Annotated in this window: 12 protein-coding genes and 1 pseudogene; 2 read left to right on the top strand and 11 right to left on the bottom strand. The window is 42.3% G+C overall.

What is annotated here, in order from left to right; translation table 11 throughout:
- From F3J02_RS08670 to F3J02_RS08660, 3 genes are read right to left on the bottom strand one after another with little or no spacing between them, the layout of a single operon-like run.
- Window positions 1-735, bottom strand: a complete 735-nt coding sequence (locus F3J02_RS08670) for a type 4a pilus biogenesis protein PilO (protein WP_167248607.1) — start codon at window positions 733-735, stop codon at window positions 1-3.
- Window positions 732-1,382: a PilN domain-containing protein gene (locus F3J02_RS08665; RefSeq protein ID WP_167248606.1), complete on the bottom strand. Its 651-nt coding sequence runs from the start codon at window positions 1,380-1,382 to the stop codon at window positions 732-734. Before F3J02_RS08665 ends, F3J02_RS08670 begins: the two co-directional genes overlap by 4 nt.
- Window positions 1,382-2,440: a pilus assembly protein PilM gene (locus F3J02_RS08660; RefSeq protein ID WP_004803903.1), complete on the bottom strand. Its 1,059-nt coding sequence runs from the start codon at window positions 2,438-2,440 to the stop codon at window positions 1,382-1,384. Before F3J02_RS08660 ends, F3J02_RS08665 begins: the two co-directional genes overlap by 1 nt.
- A gap of 162 nt (window positions 2,441-2,602) precedes the next feature.
- On the opposite strand from F3J02_RS08660, the gene ponA reads away from it, so the two are divergent.
- Entirely contained in the window at window positions 2,603-5,209 is a 2,607-nt protein-coding gene (gene ponA / locus F3J02_RS08655; RefSeq protein ID WP_167248605.1) for a penicillin-binding protein PBP1a, read from the top strand.
- A 15-nt stretch (window positions 5,210-5,224) separates the two neighbouring features.
- Here ponA and F3J02_RS08650 read toward each other — a convergent pair whose 3' ends face one another.
- The 8 genes and pseudogenes from F3J02_RS08650 to F3J02_RS08615 form a co-directional block, all read right to left on the bottom strand.
- Window positions 5,225-6,043, bottom strand: a complete 819-nt coding sequence (locus F3J02_RS08650) for a putative RNA methyltransferase (protein ID WP_167248604.1) — start codon at window positions 6,041-6,043, stop codon at window positions 5,225-5,227.
- Between the two features lie 59 nt (window positions 6,044-6,102).
- Window positions 6,103-7,221 carry a phospho-N-acetylmuramoyl-pentapeptide-transferase gene (gene mraY, locus F3J02_RS08645; protein WP_167248603.1) on the bottom strand — a complete coding sequence of 373 codons (1,119 nt, stop codon included), beginning with the start codon at window positions 7,219-7,221 and terminating at the stop codon, window positions 6,103-6,105.
- On the bottom strand, window positions 7,222-8,619 hold the full coding sequence (locus F3J02_RS08640; RefSeq protein WP_167248602.1) for a UDP-N-acetylmuramoyl-tripeptide--D-alanyl-D-alanine ligase: 1,398 nt from the start codon (window positions 8,617-8,619) through the stop codon (window positions 7,222-7,224).
- 23 nt (window positions 8,620-8,642) lie between these two features.
- Window positions 8,643-10,142 carry a UDP-N-acetylmuramoyl-L-alanyl-D-glutamate--2,6-diaminopimelate ligase gene (locus tag F3J02_RS08635; RefSeq protein ID WP_167248601.1) on the bottom strand — a complete coding sequence of 500 codons (1,500 nt, stop codon included), beginning with the start codon at window positions 10,140-10,142 and terminating at the stop codon, window positions 8,643-8,645.
- A gap of 3 nt (window positions 10,143-10,145) precedes the next feature.
- Window positions 10,146-11,979, bottom strand: a pseudogene (gene ftsI / locus F3J02_RS08630) (penicillin-binding protein PBP3).
- Window positions 11,980-11,989: 10 nt separating this feature from the next.
- Window positions 11,990-12,331: a cell division protein FtsL gene (locus F3J02_RS08625; RefSeq protein WP_167248599.1), complete on the bottom strand. Its 342-nt coding sequence runs from the start codon at window positions 12,329-12,331 to the stop codon at window positions 11,990-11,992.
- A 2-nt stretch (window positions 12,332-12,333) separates the two neighbouring features.
- Entirely contained in the window at window positions 12,334-13,254 is a 921-nt protein-coding gene (rsmH, locus tag F3J02_RS08620) for a 16S rRNA (cytosine(1402)-N(4))-methyltransferase RsmH (protein ID WP_167248598.1), read from the bottom strand.
- A 197-nt stretch (window positions 13,255-13,451) separates the two neighbouring features.
- Window positions 13,452-14,447 carry a sulfate ABC transporter substrate-binding protein gene (locus F3J02_RS08615; RefSeq protein WP_167248597.1) on the bottom strand — a complete coding sequence of 332 codons (996 nt, stop codon included), beginning with the start codon at window positions 14,445-14,447 and terminating at the stop codon, window positions 13,452-13,454.
- A 472-nt stretch (window positions 14,448-14,919) separates the two neighbouring features.
- On the opposite strand from F3J02_RS08615, the gene F3J02_RS08610 reads away from it, so the two are divergent.
- Entirely contained in the window at window positions 14,920-15,162 is a 243-nt protein-coding gene (locus F3J02_RS08610) for a DUF4179 domain-containing protein (protein ID WP_374755504.1), read from the top strand.
- Window positions 15,163-15,165 lie beyond the last annotated feature (3 nt).

Raw genomic sequence — 15,165 nt, 5'->3', positions numbered from 1 at the left:
CTATTTTCCTCCTTGCGCAGGTGGAGTAGTTGCTGCAGCTGCACCAGCAGCATTATTCGTTTGCTCATCCGCCCCAACATAACGATATGTTTTTGCTTTAACGGTATAGTTCACCACAGGAATGTCTGATTTTTTCTGTGTATCTTCTTTTGCTTCAACCGTAAAATCATGCAAAGTCACGATCCGAGGTAAGGCAGCAATACCCGTTACAAAAGCACCAAAGGCGTGATAATCACCTGTCGCATCAATACTGATTGGCTGTTCAATAAAGAACTCTTGCTTCACTTCACTCTCAAGACGAATATTTTTAAATTTCAGTCCAGAGTTCACGCCCGTTAAGTTAATGTCTTCAACCAAGCTTGGAATTTCTGTTTCTTTTGGTAGTTGCTCTAACTGTTGATTAAAATTGGCTTCCATTTCTTGTAATTGCGCTTGATATTGTTGCAAGTTACGCAATTTTGAATCTTTTTCTCTAAACTCATTCAGCAAGCTTTGTTCTTGAGCTTCTGCATTTGAAATTGATTCAAGCTGAGACTTAATCACCACAAAATAGCCCAATGCAGCAACCGCCAAGAAAACGAAAATCCAGCAGGTAATTTTGACCGATAACGGCCAACTGCCATAATTATTCATGTCCAGCGTATTGAATTGCTGGAAGAATTGGTCTACCGTCATTTTCTTTTTCTTTGTAGCAACGGTGTCTTGATTTAAATCATCTGATTTATCTAATTTCATTTTGCCACCCCGACTACCCCTGATGCCGCTGCTTCTGACGTTGGTGCAGCTTCTGCAGTTGTCCCGATTTCACCTAAATCCACAGTGACAACAAAGCTTCCATAATTTTCCTCAACACGAGGCACCAAAGAACTTGCTGTTTTTTCTTTATTTTTATTTTCATCCACAGCAAGGAAAGAATTCATAAAGGCATTACGATACCAAGGCGAAGCTTCTAAATTACGTAGAAGTTCAGCCACCGTATTTGGACTTTCAGCTTTACCTTCAATCGTGAATTTATCCCCAGTACGCGTAAACTTGGTTAAATACATGGTTGGGGGAGTAACCCGAACCAATTCATCAACCAAACGCACAGTAACAGGCCGCTGTCCTTGCAAACCTTGAATCAGTTTCATGCGCTCAATAATCGCATTACGTCGTTCTTGTAAGCCATCAAGTGCTTTCAACTGAGTATCTAAATTTTGATTGGTACTGACAATCAGTTGATTGGCTTGCTCTTGATCATTCAATTTATGATCAAAATACATCCACCCAGAAAAGACCGATGCAACCCCTAATGCAGCAACCCCAACACAAAATGCGACAAACTGTTTCTTTCTTTGTTCTCTTAGCTCATCACGCCAAGGGAGTAAGTTAATCTTTGCCATTAATCAAAACTCCTCAATGCCAAACCACATGCAACCATCAAAGAGGAAGCATCGTTTTCAATTTTTTTAATATCAATTTGGGGAGAAAAACCCATTTGTAGGAATGGATTGGCAATAGTGACGCGATAACCGAGTTTTTGTTGTAATAGCTTAGCTAGGCCTGGAATATTGGCATTCCCTCCAGCAAGTAAAATATGATCTATTTCATTGAATTGGGAAGATGAAAAGAAAAATTGAAGTGACCGCGCAGCTTGTTGTACGACGGCATCCAAGAAGGGTTCAAGGACCTCTGTGTCATAATCATCTGGTAAGGTTCTTTCTTTTTTGGCACGTCCAGCTTCTTCAAAAGAAAGACCATAGCGACTCTGAACATCTTGGGTTAGCTGGCGGCCACCAAACACTTGCTCACGTGTATAGATGATCTTGCCTTTTTGCATTACAGATAACGTGGTCATAGTATGACCAATATCTAAAATACCTACCGTGTTTGCGCCCATCGGTAATGTATCTGCAAACACACTGAAGGCACGTTCCATTGCATAGCTTTCAACTTCTGCAATTTTTGCAGTTAAACCCGCTAGTTCAAGCACTTCTACGCGCGTGTCTACATTCTCGGTGCGCGTTGCAACCAAGAGCACATTTACCCGGTTTGGATTGGCCAAACGATCAGGTAAAACCTCAAAATCTAGGCTCACTTCATCTAATGGGAACGGAATGTATTGCTCAGCATCCATACGAATTTGAACTTCTCGTTCTTCATCCGTCATGTCAGCATCCATCTCGATGATCTTATTAATGACCATCGAAGTCGGTACTGCAATCGCAACATTCATAGTGTGAGGGTTCGCAAGGTTTACCACTCTCTCAAGTGCATCCCCTACCGCCTCTGGATTCAGTATGCTTTTTTCGACCACACTGCTTTCAGGCAATGGCATCACTGCATAACTTTCAACCCAATATCTACCGTTCTTTACAGAGAGCTCCAATAATTTAACAGTTGTCGAACTAATATCGACACCTGTTAACCCCTTATTTGGTTTACGATATAACCTGAGCACAGTACTTTCCTATTTATTTTTTTATCCCCAAAAATACAACACACTAATTTGTTTTGGTCTTTAATTGCTACGGATACAATAACTCATCTAACAATCCGCATGTCTAAAGGATATACTGACCACAATTAGTTTGCCATTCGCTCTTATTAAAACTTACTTATTATGAAAAAGCTATCCAGTTCTGGTATTGTTCGCCCATTTTTTTTGATCGTTATTATTATCTTAGTCTCACTTCCAATGGGATTTTATGGCATGTATCTCTATCTCGCACCTTCACTGCCAGATATGAGTTCACTCAAAAAAGCGCCTTTACTAAAACCTTTGCAAGTTTATACAGCAGATAATCAGTTAATTGCGGAATATGGCGGAAAATTATCAATACCAGTTAAGTATGAGCAGATTCCACCAACATTTATTCATGCTTTTTTAGCAGCGGAAGACTCATCCTTTTTTGAACATAACGGTATTAGTTTTAAAGGGCTTGGGCGAGCGCTAACTGAATCTGTTACAGGGTCTGATGTCCAAACTGGGGGCTCAACCATTACCATGCAGGTTGCAAAGAACTATTATTTAAGTCCAGATCGAACACTTCGTCGCAAACTAACTGAAGTGTTTTTGGCACGAAAAATCGAGCAAAACTTAACTAAACAAGAAATTCTAGCTGCATATGTCAATAAAATTTTCTTAGGTAAAAATGCCTATGGTATTGCTGCCGCTGCACGTGTCTATTACAACAAAAATATTGGCGAGCTAACCATAGCACAAATGGCAATGATTGCAGGTCTACCTAAAGCACCTTCAAAATATAACCCCGTAGTTAATCCAGAGCGTGCGCTTGAACGTCGCAACTGGATTTTAGGGCGTATGTTACAACTGGGCTATATCAACCAAAACCAATATCAACAAGCAGTTGCAGAATCCATCAACTTAAATATGATTGATCGCTCAGTCAGCAACGTCTTTCCTTATGTAGGTGAAATGGTTCGCTCAGAACTGGTCGAGCATTTTGGTGAACAGGCTGTTGACTCAGGTTATAAGGTATACACGACGATTGACAGTAATCGTCAACGTTATGCTGAACAATCCATTCAGGATGGTTTGGAGGCTTATGACCGTCGTCACGGTTGGCGTGGTCCCGAAGCACATGACAAGCCACTCAAACAATTTATTGCTTACGCAAACACCTACCCGGCACAAGTGATCAAGGTCAATAACAACTCTTTTGATGCCCTGATGCAAGATGGCTCAACAGTCACTGTCAATTGGTCAGGAATGTCATGGGTTCGCCCTTACCGCAATGCTAATAGTGTTGGTGGTGCTCCTTCCAATGCCTCACAAATTGTCAAAGTAAAAGATATTATTCGTCTACGTCCAAATGAAGGCAAAACAGTGTGGTCTTTGGTCCAAGTGCCAAAAGTTCAAGGACAACTGATTGCCATTAATCCAAATGATGGTGCAATTGAAGCCGTTGTTGGCGGTTATAACTTTTATCAATCGAAGTTTAATCGTGCGATACAAGGTTGGAGACAACCAGGTTCCACCATTAAGCCTTTTGTCTATGCGCTGGCTTTGGAACGCGGTATGACGCCGTATAGCATGGTCAATGACAGTCCAATCACTATTGGCAAGTGGTCTCCAAGGAACTCTGATGGCCGCTATTTGGGTATGATCCCATTACGCCGTGCGCTTTATTTATCCCGAAATACAGTTTCTGTCCGTTTATTACAAAACGTTGGGATTGAACGTACTCGCCAATTGTTTATGGACTTTGGTTTACAAGAAGATCAGATCCCGCGTAACTATACTATCGCTTTAGGTACACCACAGGTACTACCAATTCAAATGGCGACAGGTTACGCCACTTTTGCCAATGGCGGCTATCGCATTCAACCGCACTTTATTAAACGTATTGAAGATGCCGCTGGTAAAGTTATTTATGAAGCAAAACCTGACTATGCATGTATCCCATGTATTAGTAATCCAAATGCAAGTAAAGAACAGCAAACTGCTGAAGCAGAAAAAGATAAATCTAAAGACCAAGTAACCGAAGTTAGCAATCAGACTTTAGATGACGCGACAGCTGCTTCTGAAGCGCCAATATTGACCGCTGATGCTGCACAGACAGCAAAAGCCAATAGTGATTACCGTCAGGCACAACGCATCTTAAAATCAAGTTCAGCCTATGACATGGCCAACATCTTACGTGATGTCATCCAGCATGGTACTGGACGAGCTGCACTTAAAATTGGTCGTGATGATTTAGGCGGAAAAACAGGAACAACCAATGATGCCAAAGATGCTTGGTTCGCAGGTTTCAATGGCAACTTAGTTGCGATTGCTTGGGTTGGTTTTGATCAGCCACGTACACTAGGTCGTCGTGAATACGGTGGTGTGGCTGCACTTCCAATCTGGACCAACTTCATGGGCAAATCTTTAAAAGATACACCATCTGCATGGGTCCGTTTGGATAAAGAAGCGAAAGATCCTATCTCTCGTGATAAGTTACAAATCCAGCAAAGCGAAGATAAAAAAGAGTATCGTGCTTCTCCACCATTGGCGCGCCCGCTTTATCGCCCTGCACCACCGGCACCAGTTCGCTCAACACAAAATGATTTTTCAGACCTACCTGGAACCACTCCAGTAACTGATGAACAACCGATTGTCCCAGCGAAAAAGCAGCCACCTGCAATGGGTTCAAATTCACCAAGCCCAACACCTCCACCGAAAGAAAAGGATGGGATTGAGCATTTGATCAATCAAATCCAGTAAATAAAAAAGAAGCCATCACATTGATGGCTTCTTTCTTTTCTGAAACAGATAAATTTGAAAGGCTGCTGTGGCCTCAAACATCTGCGCTTGTTCCAAGGCTTTACGCCGTTCAGGATTGGCTTTATAGGCGTAAGGGGTCATTGCAATCAAATTCTTTAACGCTTGCTGATCCAACTGCATTGGTGCTTCAACGATCTGTGCTTGCTTTAACTCAAACTGAGCATCCAGCTGCTGCACAAACTTCTCTGGCTCATGTAAATTGACTTGCTCAAAGAGGGCTTCACGCAAATCATAGAGATGTTTTGGTGCAGGGGTCACTACAATTAAATATCCATCGTCACGCAAGACTCTGACGATTTCATCTTGAGGAATTGGACTAAATAAGCTGGTACAGATATCCAGTGAGTGATCCTGCACAGGTAAGGTTGCACCTGTTCCAACCACCCATGTGACTTTGGAATTTAATTTTGCTGCGCGCTGTACCGCTGTTTTGGCAATATCTACCCCAATACACTGCTGTGTATGTGCTTGCATAGCACTGGTGTAATAACCCTCACCACAACCAATATCTAAAACTGCTTGAGGTTTAAGTTGCTGTAGAATTTCAACCACGGCTTGCTGCAAGGGCTGATAAAAACCTGCTTGCAAAAACTCACGACGCGCCAGCACCGACTCTGCAGTATCTCCTGGGCTTTTGCTGTGCTTATGCTGCACCACATGCAAATTGACATAGCCTTGTTTAGCTACATCATAGTGATGCCCTTTCTCACAGCGCCATGAGTTTTCAACCAAATTCAAGGATTGGCGACAAACAGGACACATCAACAAACTCATCTATTTTCTCCAAACATAAAAAAAGCTGGTCATCACCAGCTTCTTTCTTGAATCATGGTTTAACGTAATTTTAGCGTCATTAAGCCTAATACAACGAGGAAGATGGTAATAATCCAGAAACGGATTACTACTTGTGTTTCTTTCCAGCCTTGCTTTTCATAATGATGATGTAACGGCGCCATCAAGAACACACGCTTGTTACGCATTCGTAATGAACCGATCTGCAAGAATACAGAGATCGCTTCCATTACAAACACACCACCCATAATCGCAAATACGATTTCTTGACGAACCATGACCGCAATCGTACCCAACATCGCGCCAAGTGCCAACGCACCGACATCCCCCATAAACACTTGGGCAGGATGGGCATTGTACCAAAGGAAGGCCAAACCAGCACCAACCATGGCAGAACAGATCACCACCAGTTCAGAAGTATATTTTACATAAGGAATATGCAAATAATTGGCAAAACGAATATCACCAGATAAATAAGCAAATACGCCTAATCCCGCTGCGACCATGACAATTGGCATAATCGCCAAACCATCCAAACCATCCGTCAAGTTAACCGCATTGGATGCGCCATTAATCACCAGATAGGTAAATACAATAAATGCCAAACCTAATGGTACAGCTGAAAGTGGAATAGAAAGATTTTTAAAGAATGGAATCAACAAATCCAGCATATTGGCTGTATGTTCAATGCTATCTTGTTGTTTTGCAATTACGTAAAGGGCAATACCTGCACCTAAAGAAGCCACCGATGTCCAGAAAAATTTCTTGCGTGCGGGTAAGCCTGCATTGTCCTTATAACGGACTTTAATCCAGTCATCCGCCCAACCAACAGCACCAAATACGACCATCACTCCAAGCACGATCCAGACATATGGATTTGATAAATCAGCCCAGAGCAAGGTGCTAATCCCAATGGAGAGCAAAATAAGAATCCCACCCATGGTTGGGGTTCCCATTTTTTTGGCATGGTTTTCTGGCGCAAAAGAGCTCACCGCCTGACCATATTTTAATGCCTGTAATTTACGAATCATGACTGGACCTAAAACCAGTCCGATCGTCAAGGCCGTCAGTAAACTCAACAAAGAGCGCAATGTTAAATAACGAACAACCTGAAACGAACTGTTATAGTCCGCCAATTGCTCAAATAACCATAACAACATTTAAATTTTCTCCATCAAGTCAGCCATCAACGTTTCCATATGGGTATAACGAGACCCTTTAAACAGGAAACTCATTGACTGGGGTTGATGTGTTTGGACTAAATTAATTAAAAATGGCAATGCTTCTGCCTGTGTTACAAAGGCATGTAACTTTTCTGAGTGCGATGAACCTTGTTGCGCTGCTTCAGCAAACTCCCCCACCACAACCAATTGATCAAGCGGCATATTCGCCAAGTCTTGCCCAAGATCATGATGTTCTTGCCAGCTACTATCACCTAGCTCACCAATATCTCCCATCACCATGACTTTTAAGCCTTGTTGCTGCAACAAAACCTGTGCCGCTGCACGCATCGAAGTCGGATTGGCATTATAAGTATCATCAATAAAAAGGTGATTTTGATGTTGGATAAAGTTCAAACGCCCTTTAGCACCTTGCGCTTGCTCCAAACCTTGCACAATGTCATCCAAAGCAATACCAAGCGCGAGCGCAAATGCAGTCGCTGCTGCTGCATTCTGCACATTATGTGCCCCTGCAAATGGCAAATTCACCGCACGTATACCTTGTGGTGTATGCAAATTAAATTGTGCCGATTGTGGGTGTAACTGCAACTCTGTTGCATAAACATCACCACCTTCACCAAAACTCAAGATCGGATGTGCTTGTGCATTTTGACGAATGGTCTCACTAAAATCATCTTGTGCAGGGACGATTGCAGTGCCTTGAGGCAAAATATGCGCATAGATTTCTGATTTAGCACGGCAAATGCCTTCGCGTCCACCAAACTCACCCAAGTGTGCGGTGCCGATATTCAAAATCCCTGCCACATGTGGCTGCACCAAATTCGAGGTATAATCAATTTCACCCTGATGGCTGGCACCCAGCTCCATCACAGCATATTGATGTTCTGGGCGCAGCTCTAGCAGCATCATTGGCACGCCCAAATCGTTATTCAAGTTACCACGGGTAATTAAGGTGGGTGCCAAACGAGATAAAATACTGCCCAACATTTCTTTGGTCGTGGTTTTGCCACTACTGCCTGTTAAAGCAATCACTTTAAGTTGCGGATTCTGCTGACGACGGTAAGCACCAAGTTGCCCCAAAGCCAAACGGGTATCTTTTACAATCAGTTGTGCAATATCTGCATCGATTGGATGTTCAACAATAGCGATCTGACAATCTTGCGTTGCAACTTGCGCGACAAAATTATGCGCATCAAAACGCTCACCTTTTAAGGCAAGGAAAGCATCGCCTGCTTCTGCATGACGTGAGTCAGTTAAAATACGTTTAATTTCACCTTGTGGAACATTTTGCTGAAACCACTCACCTTGGGTCGCTTGTTGTAATTGTTCTGCGCTCCAAGCTTGTAATGGAACGGTACTGGTGGTTGAAGTATGCATACGCTATTTACCTTTTAACCTTATTATTGCGCAAGATAAGCTGAATCGACAGAATGTGGTTGTGCATCAATCGCAGACTGTACTTCAACTACATCATCAAACCAGTGGCGAACTCCATCAATTTCTTGATAGTTTTCATGACCTTTGCCTGCAATCACCACAATATCACCTGCTTGAGCCTGAGCCACTACAAATTTAATCGCTTCACGACGATCATGAATTTCATGCATCACATGTTTTGCAAAGTGAATTCCTTGCTTCATATCTGCAAAAATCTGCTCAGGATTCTCAGTTCGTGGATTGTCTGAAGTTAAAATGACAGGATTGGCATGATCTAAAGCAGCTTGCGTCATCAATGGACGCTTACCGCGATCACGATCTCCACCACACCCAAACACCGCCCAAAGCTGTCCTGTGACATGACGCTTTAAGGTCGTCAATACTTGAATTAAAGCATCAGGAGTATGTGCATAATCCACTACAAATAAACGATCTGCGTCTTGGATCACTTGCATACGACCCGGTGCACCTATGAGCTGAGGTACAAACTGAACTAAATCAGCCAAGGCAAAGCCGGCATACTCTGCTGCAATCAAGCTCGCCAATAAGTTCTCAACATTAAAGTGCCCAAGTAATGGGCTTTGTACTGTATATCTACCAGTCGGACTGGTCAGTGTAAAACTTGCCCCACTGAGACGATACTGCAAATCCGCAATATAATAATCCGCTGTCGTCTGAGTTAAAGAATAAGTCAAAATTTTAGGTTGTGCGGGATTAGCCTTCGCAGCATCTATCATTAGATATGCATGTGCATCATCCAAGTTAATCACTACGGCTTTTAAGGTCGTGAATTTGAATAATAAGGCCTTGGCTTCAGCATAAGCCTCCAAAGTACCGTGATAATCCAGATGATCACGACTTAAATTACTATAAACCGCGATTTCAAGGTCGCAGCCGTTCAAACGGCCTTGTTCTAAACCATGTGAGCTGGCTTCCAATGCGACAAAGCTCGCCCCCTGTTTGGCATAGTCATGTAGGGCTTGTTGTAATTGTAAAGCGTCTAAAGTGGTATGTGTTGATGGGGTTAAATTCGGCAGAATCCCATTCCCCGTGGTCCCCATCACAGCGCAACCTTTGCCTTGTGAACTAAGTAATTCAGCAATCAGACGCGAAATCGTGGTTTTACCATTGGTTCCCGTCACTGCAATACCGCATAAGGGCTGTACAGGATCAACTGCTTGCAAAAATTGCTTTTGCCATTGGCCCATCAAATAACGCACATCTGGACACACCCATTCATTATCAAAACCTAAAGCGGTCTCACTAATGATCGCCAATGCCCCAGCATCTATAGCATTCTGGGCAAACTGACGTGTTTTTTCAGGTTGGCTATAACTACTCAGAGCAATAAAAATTTGCCCTTTCTCAACCTTACGACTGTCTAGACAAAAGCCCTGAAAAGGCTGTGTATACCAAACCGCATCGATGTTGATCGGATGTATCTGTTGAAAACTAATCGACATAATCTACCTACGGATTGGATTTTATAGAAGTATCTAGTGGCTTATCTAAAGGCACATTCAGTAACCGTAAGGACTCTTGCATGATGCGTGCAAACACAGGTGCTGCCACCAAACCACCGTAGTAGCGACCTTGTGGGTTTTCAACCACTACAATCATAGCCAAACGCGGATCACTGATCGGGGCGACGCCTGCAAACAGTGCACGATATTCACTATTTGAATAGCCTTTACGGTCTGCACGTAATTTATGTGCCGTCCCTGTTTTACCGCCAACACGATAACCAGGGATTACGGCTTGTTTCGCGGTTCCACCTGGCATGGTCACTTGTTCAAGCATAGTCAAAACTTGATCAGCAATTTTAGGTGCTAATACTTGCGTACCCTCAGGGGCCTTGTCTAACTTACGCAAGCTCAATGGCATTTGTACACCATGATTGGCCAACATGGCATAACCTTGTGCAACCTGCAGAATGGTTGCATTCAAACCATAACCATAAGCCATGGTTCCCAACTGAGATGGGTTCAGTTTATTGCCAGAATAAAGCAAACCAGCACTTTCACCCGGGAATTTCACCGCTGAACGATGACCAAAGCCTGCACGTCTAAAGAATGAAGGCACAGTATCTTTTGGTAGAGACAAGGCAATTTTTGCTGAACCGACGTTCGAAGATTTAATAATGACGCCTGAAACTGTTAATGCACCGTAGTTATGGGTATCACGAATAGTATGCCAGCCTAAGCGCATTGAACCCGGTGATGTATTCACAATAGTATTAGGTGTATATTTACCACTTTCCAAAGCAGCAGCCACAGTAAATGGTTTCATGGTTGAACCAGGCTCAAACATGTCAATTGCGCCACGGTTACGCATCGCATCTTTATTACCAAGACCATTTTTATCATTCGGGTTATACGACGGCCAACTGGTCATCGCCAAGATTTCACCCGTTTTAACATCCACTGCAATGGCCGTTGCTGAACGTGCATTGTTGGCAACACCTGCAGCGGTTAACTCCCGATACATAATATATTGCAAACGAGAGTCGATACTCAGGGTGACATTCTCACCAGATTCAACTTCTTTAATTACTTCCGAGACTTTAAGGCGATTCCCTTTTTTATCTCGGATAATTTTTTGCTCACCATCAACGCCTGACAACTGTTTATTCAGTTGCATTTCCAGACCTTCAATCCCCATCCCTTCACTATTGGTCAAACCAATAATCTGGGCATTCGGTTGCGGTTGCGGGTAGTAGCGTTTATAACTTTTCTCGGCGTAAACACCTTGGAAATTGCGTTTGGTAATTAAGTCTGCTTGCTGCGGTGGAATTTCTTTTTGCAACACCAAATAGCGTGAACGCGGACGCGCCTGCATTTGTTTCTTTAAATCTGCACGATCAACACCAACAACATCTGCCAATTCATCTAGGTTCAGGTTCTTATCGGGCAATTGACGTTTTAATTTACGATTATTCGGATCTTTTTTGAGTTCTGCTGTGATGTCATCAAACTGCTGTTTGGTTTCCCAATAATCTCGTGGGTCAATCACGATTTTCATAATCGGGGTGCTAATCGCCAAAGGAACACCGTGGCGATCACTAATCACGCCACGCATCGCCTCAAGTCGCTCAGTCCTTAAAATATTGGCATTGGCTTTATTTTGTAAGAAGTCTTTATTGACGACCTGCACATAGAAAGCACGCGCAATCAGCACAACAAAGCACAGCAGTACTGTGCCCCAAAGCAAATAAAATCGCCACATATCTAAAGCAAGGGTGGGTCTTTCAGAAATGGACTGCTTTTTTTTCCGTATTGGTTTGCTTCGCTTATCTGCCATACAGCATGCCTTATTTATCTTGCTTTGAAGTCATAGGTAAAGAAATCACGACCGTCTGCGTCGCTGGTGGTGAGAACATACGGAGTTGCGTTACTGCACGCGAACCAATCTGTGCAGTTGCACCAAAGGTTTGCTGCTCAATCAATAAACGCCCCCATTCTGCGTTTAGATCATCTCTTTCACGCATATATGCACTCAAGTCACGATAATCATGACGATATTCAAATACCTGAAATACCACCATCATTGCACTTGTGAACACCAGTGCAACAAGTACAGCATAGACAGCAAGCTTTTTCAGACCTTTTTTGCTGCTTGCTACTACATCGCCATCATCATTGTTGTTATTCATTGTTAGCCTTTTTGCTCTAAACGCTCTGCCACACGCAACCATGCACTACGTGAACGAGGATTTGCTTTTACTTCTGCTTCACTCGCACGAATACGAGAAACTTTCTTTAAACGTCGAGTATCAACCTGTGCTTGAGGCATACCCCAGCCTGAATCTTCAGGCAAACTCGATTCTTTTTGAATAAACTGCTTAATTAAACGATCTTCCAAAGAGTGAAAGCTAATCACTGCCAACTGCCCTGTTGCCTTTAATAGGTCTACAGCTTGCGGCAAAAAAGTCTCGATATCATCAAGTTCTTTGTTAATCGCTATACGAATCGCTTGGAAGGTACGCGTCGCAGGATGCTTATGCTTTTCCCACTTTGGATGTGCTGTTTTAACCACTTCTGCCAATTGTGCTGTTGTGGTCATTTCACCCGCTAGTTTAATCGCTTTGGCAATACGACGGCTATAACGTTCTTCGCCGTATTGGTAAATAATATTTGCGAGTTTTTCTTCTTCTATTTCAAGCAGCCATTGCGCAGCCGTTGGACCTTGCGAATTATCCATACGCATATCGAGTGGCCCATTTTGCATAAAACTAAAACCACGCTCTGCCTGATCCAACTGTGGTGATGAAACACCGAGATCAGCCATAATGCCATCAACTTCATGAATGCCAATGTTAGCGAGTTCTTCTTGAATATCAGCAAAACTGGCATGAATAATTTTAAAACGTGGATCTTCTTGTTCTAATTGCGCTGCAACCTCAAGGGCTTGGGGATCTTTATCAAAGGCATAGACGCGCGCATTGGCATCCAATTTTGAGAGTAATAACTTGGTATGCCCACCACGACCAAAGGTCGCATCGACAAAAATACCAGTATCGCGGCCTGCCAATACGCCATCAACGGTTTCATGAAGTAAGACAGAAATATGCGACATAAGAAATGAATCAACAGCTAAAAATGTAACTGCACATTATCACCTTGTTTTATGCTAGCACCAAACGACTTTTTGTAGAGAATTCTTAACTTTTCATAGATAAAACCGTTTTCTTAACATTTTTCAGTCAATAAAAAAGCAAATACCAACGGCATTTGCTTTTCCAACTTTGAGTATGTGCTAAATGTGAACCTAATTTATGGTTTTTCCGCATAAATCTGATCAAAAATCGCACCATTCACAAAATGGGTTTTTTGTGCTTTTGCCCAACCACCAAACACGTCATTAATTTTGAAGAGTTTAATCTTTGGAAATTGCTGCGCATATTTTGCTGCCACTTGCGGGTTACGCGGACGGAAATAATATTTCGCAGCAAGATCTTGTCCTAAAGGTGAATAAAGGAAATTTAAGTAACCACGTGCCAACTGACGATTGCCATTTTTATCTACAGTTTTATCAACGATGGCAACCGATGGCTCTGCCAAAATGGAAATTGATGGATACACAATTTCAAATTTATCTTTACCTAAACCTTGTGTCGCCAATAAAGCCTCATTTTCCCAAGACAGCAACACATCACCAATGCCACGCTCAGCAAAAGTGGTGAGGGATCCTCGTGCACCTGAGTCTAAGACTTTGACATTTTGATAGAGTTTTTTCACTAACTCACGTGCTTTGGTATCGTTACCACCCGGTTGTTTGAGTGCATAGCCCCAAGCCGCCAAATAAATCCAGCGCGGTGCACCACCTGTCTTCGGATTCGGGGTAATGATTTCCACACCGGACTTGGTCAAATCATTCCAGTCACGGATATTCTTTGGGTTGCCTTTACGCACCAAGAACACCACAGTTGAAGTGTACGGTGCTGAATTGTCTTTAAATTGTTTTTGCCAGTCCTTACGAATTAAACCTGCATTGGCAATTTCATCAATATCATTGGCCAATGCAAGCGTTACGACGTCTGCCTGCAAGCCATCGATGACTGAGCGCGCTTGTTTACCCGAGCCTCCATGCGACTGCTTGAAGTCAACATCTTGTCCTGTTCTTTTCTTCCAATATTGCCCAAAAGCCTGATTATATTCTTGATAAAACTCACGTGTTGGATCATAAGACACGTTTAAAAAAGTAGTCGCTGCTTGCGCCACACCATTTAGACCCAAAGCCAACAATGCCGCTGCTATAACTGTTTTCATTTATTGTTTACTCATTTCGCCCCATTTGTCACCACTATATTTCTTTAAAAAGAATTTACAATCATACAGTTATATCAATAAATTTATTACTATTCTGTTTTTAAGATATAGCGATGACCCGCATTTTTGTATTAAAAAAATACTCAGCCTATTATTTTTATGGCAAAATGAGAAAAATTATCATTCTCCACTTTTTCTACACATTTGCTTGCTAAATTCAGCTTGTACATAAAGTAGCCACTTTGCTATAAATACATGGCAATATGTGTCAAATTTTAAGATTTTTTGTAAAAAGTGTGACGTAGTTATACTTTTTTATTAAGATTTATGTTTAAATCGTATTATTAAAGCAATACTATAGTTGTTTGGTTAGTCTTGTAGACTCAAAATCATGAAGGGGATGTGAGCAATGCGAGCATTAAAATTGAAAAAAGCCCTAGGCTTAAGCTTACTTTTAGCAGCTTCTGTTCAAATGGGACATGCGGCAGCAATCAAAGAAAGCAATAACATAAAAACGATTGATAAATCTTCTTCAAGCCTGATTGTTAAAGCGCTTGATCAGCAAAAACGTAATACAGGTTTATTGCCATCGTCTGACGATGAGTTAAAGATGTTGAATACGATTCGTACCACACCAACGCAAACCTTTTTCGCAAGCCAACATGAACGTTTTTCACGCTTCGTTCAAACCATATTCCAGCCACATACTTCTTAAACT

Origin of the sequence: Acinetobacter sp. Tr-809 (genome assembly GCF_011753255.1) — a bacterium.
Lineage (GTDB): Bacteria > Pseudomonadota > Gammaproteobacteria > Pseudomonadales > Moraxellaceae > Acinetobacter.
Note: the sequence above shows the minus strand (reverse complement) of the source record. Positions and strands in the feature narration are given on the sequence as shown.

What these genes read in the sequence shown, in the direction of transcription:
- F3J02_RS08650 (WP_167248604.1), bottom strand. Translation starts at nt 6,043, where the DNA reads ATGAGTTTGTTGATGTGTCCTGTTTGTCGCCAATCCTTGAATTTGGTT.
- mraY (WP_167248603.1), bottom strand. Translation starts at nt 7,221, where the DNA reads ATGTTGTTATGGTTATTTGAGCAATTGGCGGACTATAACAGTTCGTTT.
- F3J02_RS08615 (WP_167248597.1), bottom strand. Translation starts at nt 14,447, where the DNA reads ATGAAAACAGTTATAGCAGCGGCATTGTTGGCTTTGGGTCTAAATGGT.
- ponA (WP_167248605.1), top strand. Translation starts at nt 2,603, where the DNA reads ATGAAAAAGCTATCCAGTTCTGGTATTGTTCGCCCATTTTTTTTGATC.
- F3J02_RS08640 (WP_167248602.1), bottom strand. Translation starts at nt 8,619, where the DNA reads ATGCATACTTCAACCACCAGTACCGTTCCATTACAAGCTTGGAGCGCA.
- F3J02_RS08670 (WP_167248607.1), bottom strand. Translation starts at nt 735, where the DNA reads ATGAAATTAGATAAATCAGATGATTTAAATCAAGACACCGTTGCTACA.
- F3J02_RS08665 (WP_167248606.1), bottom strand. Translation starts at nt 1,382, where the DNA reads ATGGCAAAGATTAACTTACTCCCTTGGCGTGATGAGCTAAGAGAACAA.
- F3J02_RS08635 (WP_167248601.1), bottom strand. Translation starts at nt 10,142, where the DNA reads ATGTCGATTAGTTTTCAACAGATACATCCGATCAACATCGATGCGGTT.
- F3J02_RS08610 (WP_374755504.1), top strand. Translation starts at nt 14,920, where the DNA reads ATGGGACATGCGGCAGCAATCAAAGAAAGCAATAACATAAAAACGATT.
- F3J02_RS08625 (WP_167248599.1), bottom strand. Translation starts at nt 12,331, where the DNA reads ATGAATAACAACAATGATGATGGCGATGTAGTAGCAAGCAGCAAAAAA.
- rsmH (WP_167248598.1), bottom strand. Translation starts at nt 13,254, where the DNA reads ATGTCGCATATTTCTGTCTTACTTCATGAAACCGTTGATGGCGTATTG.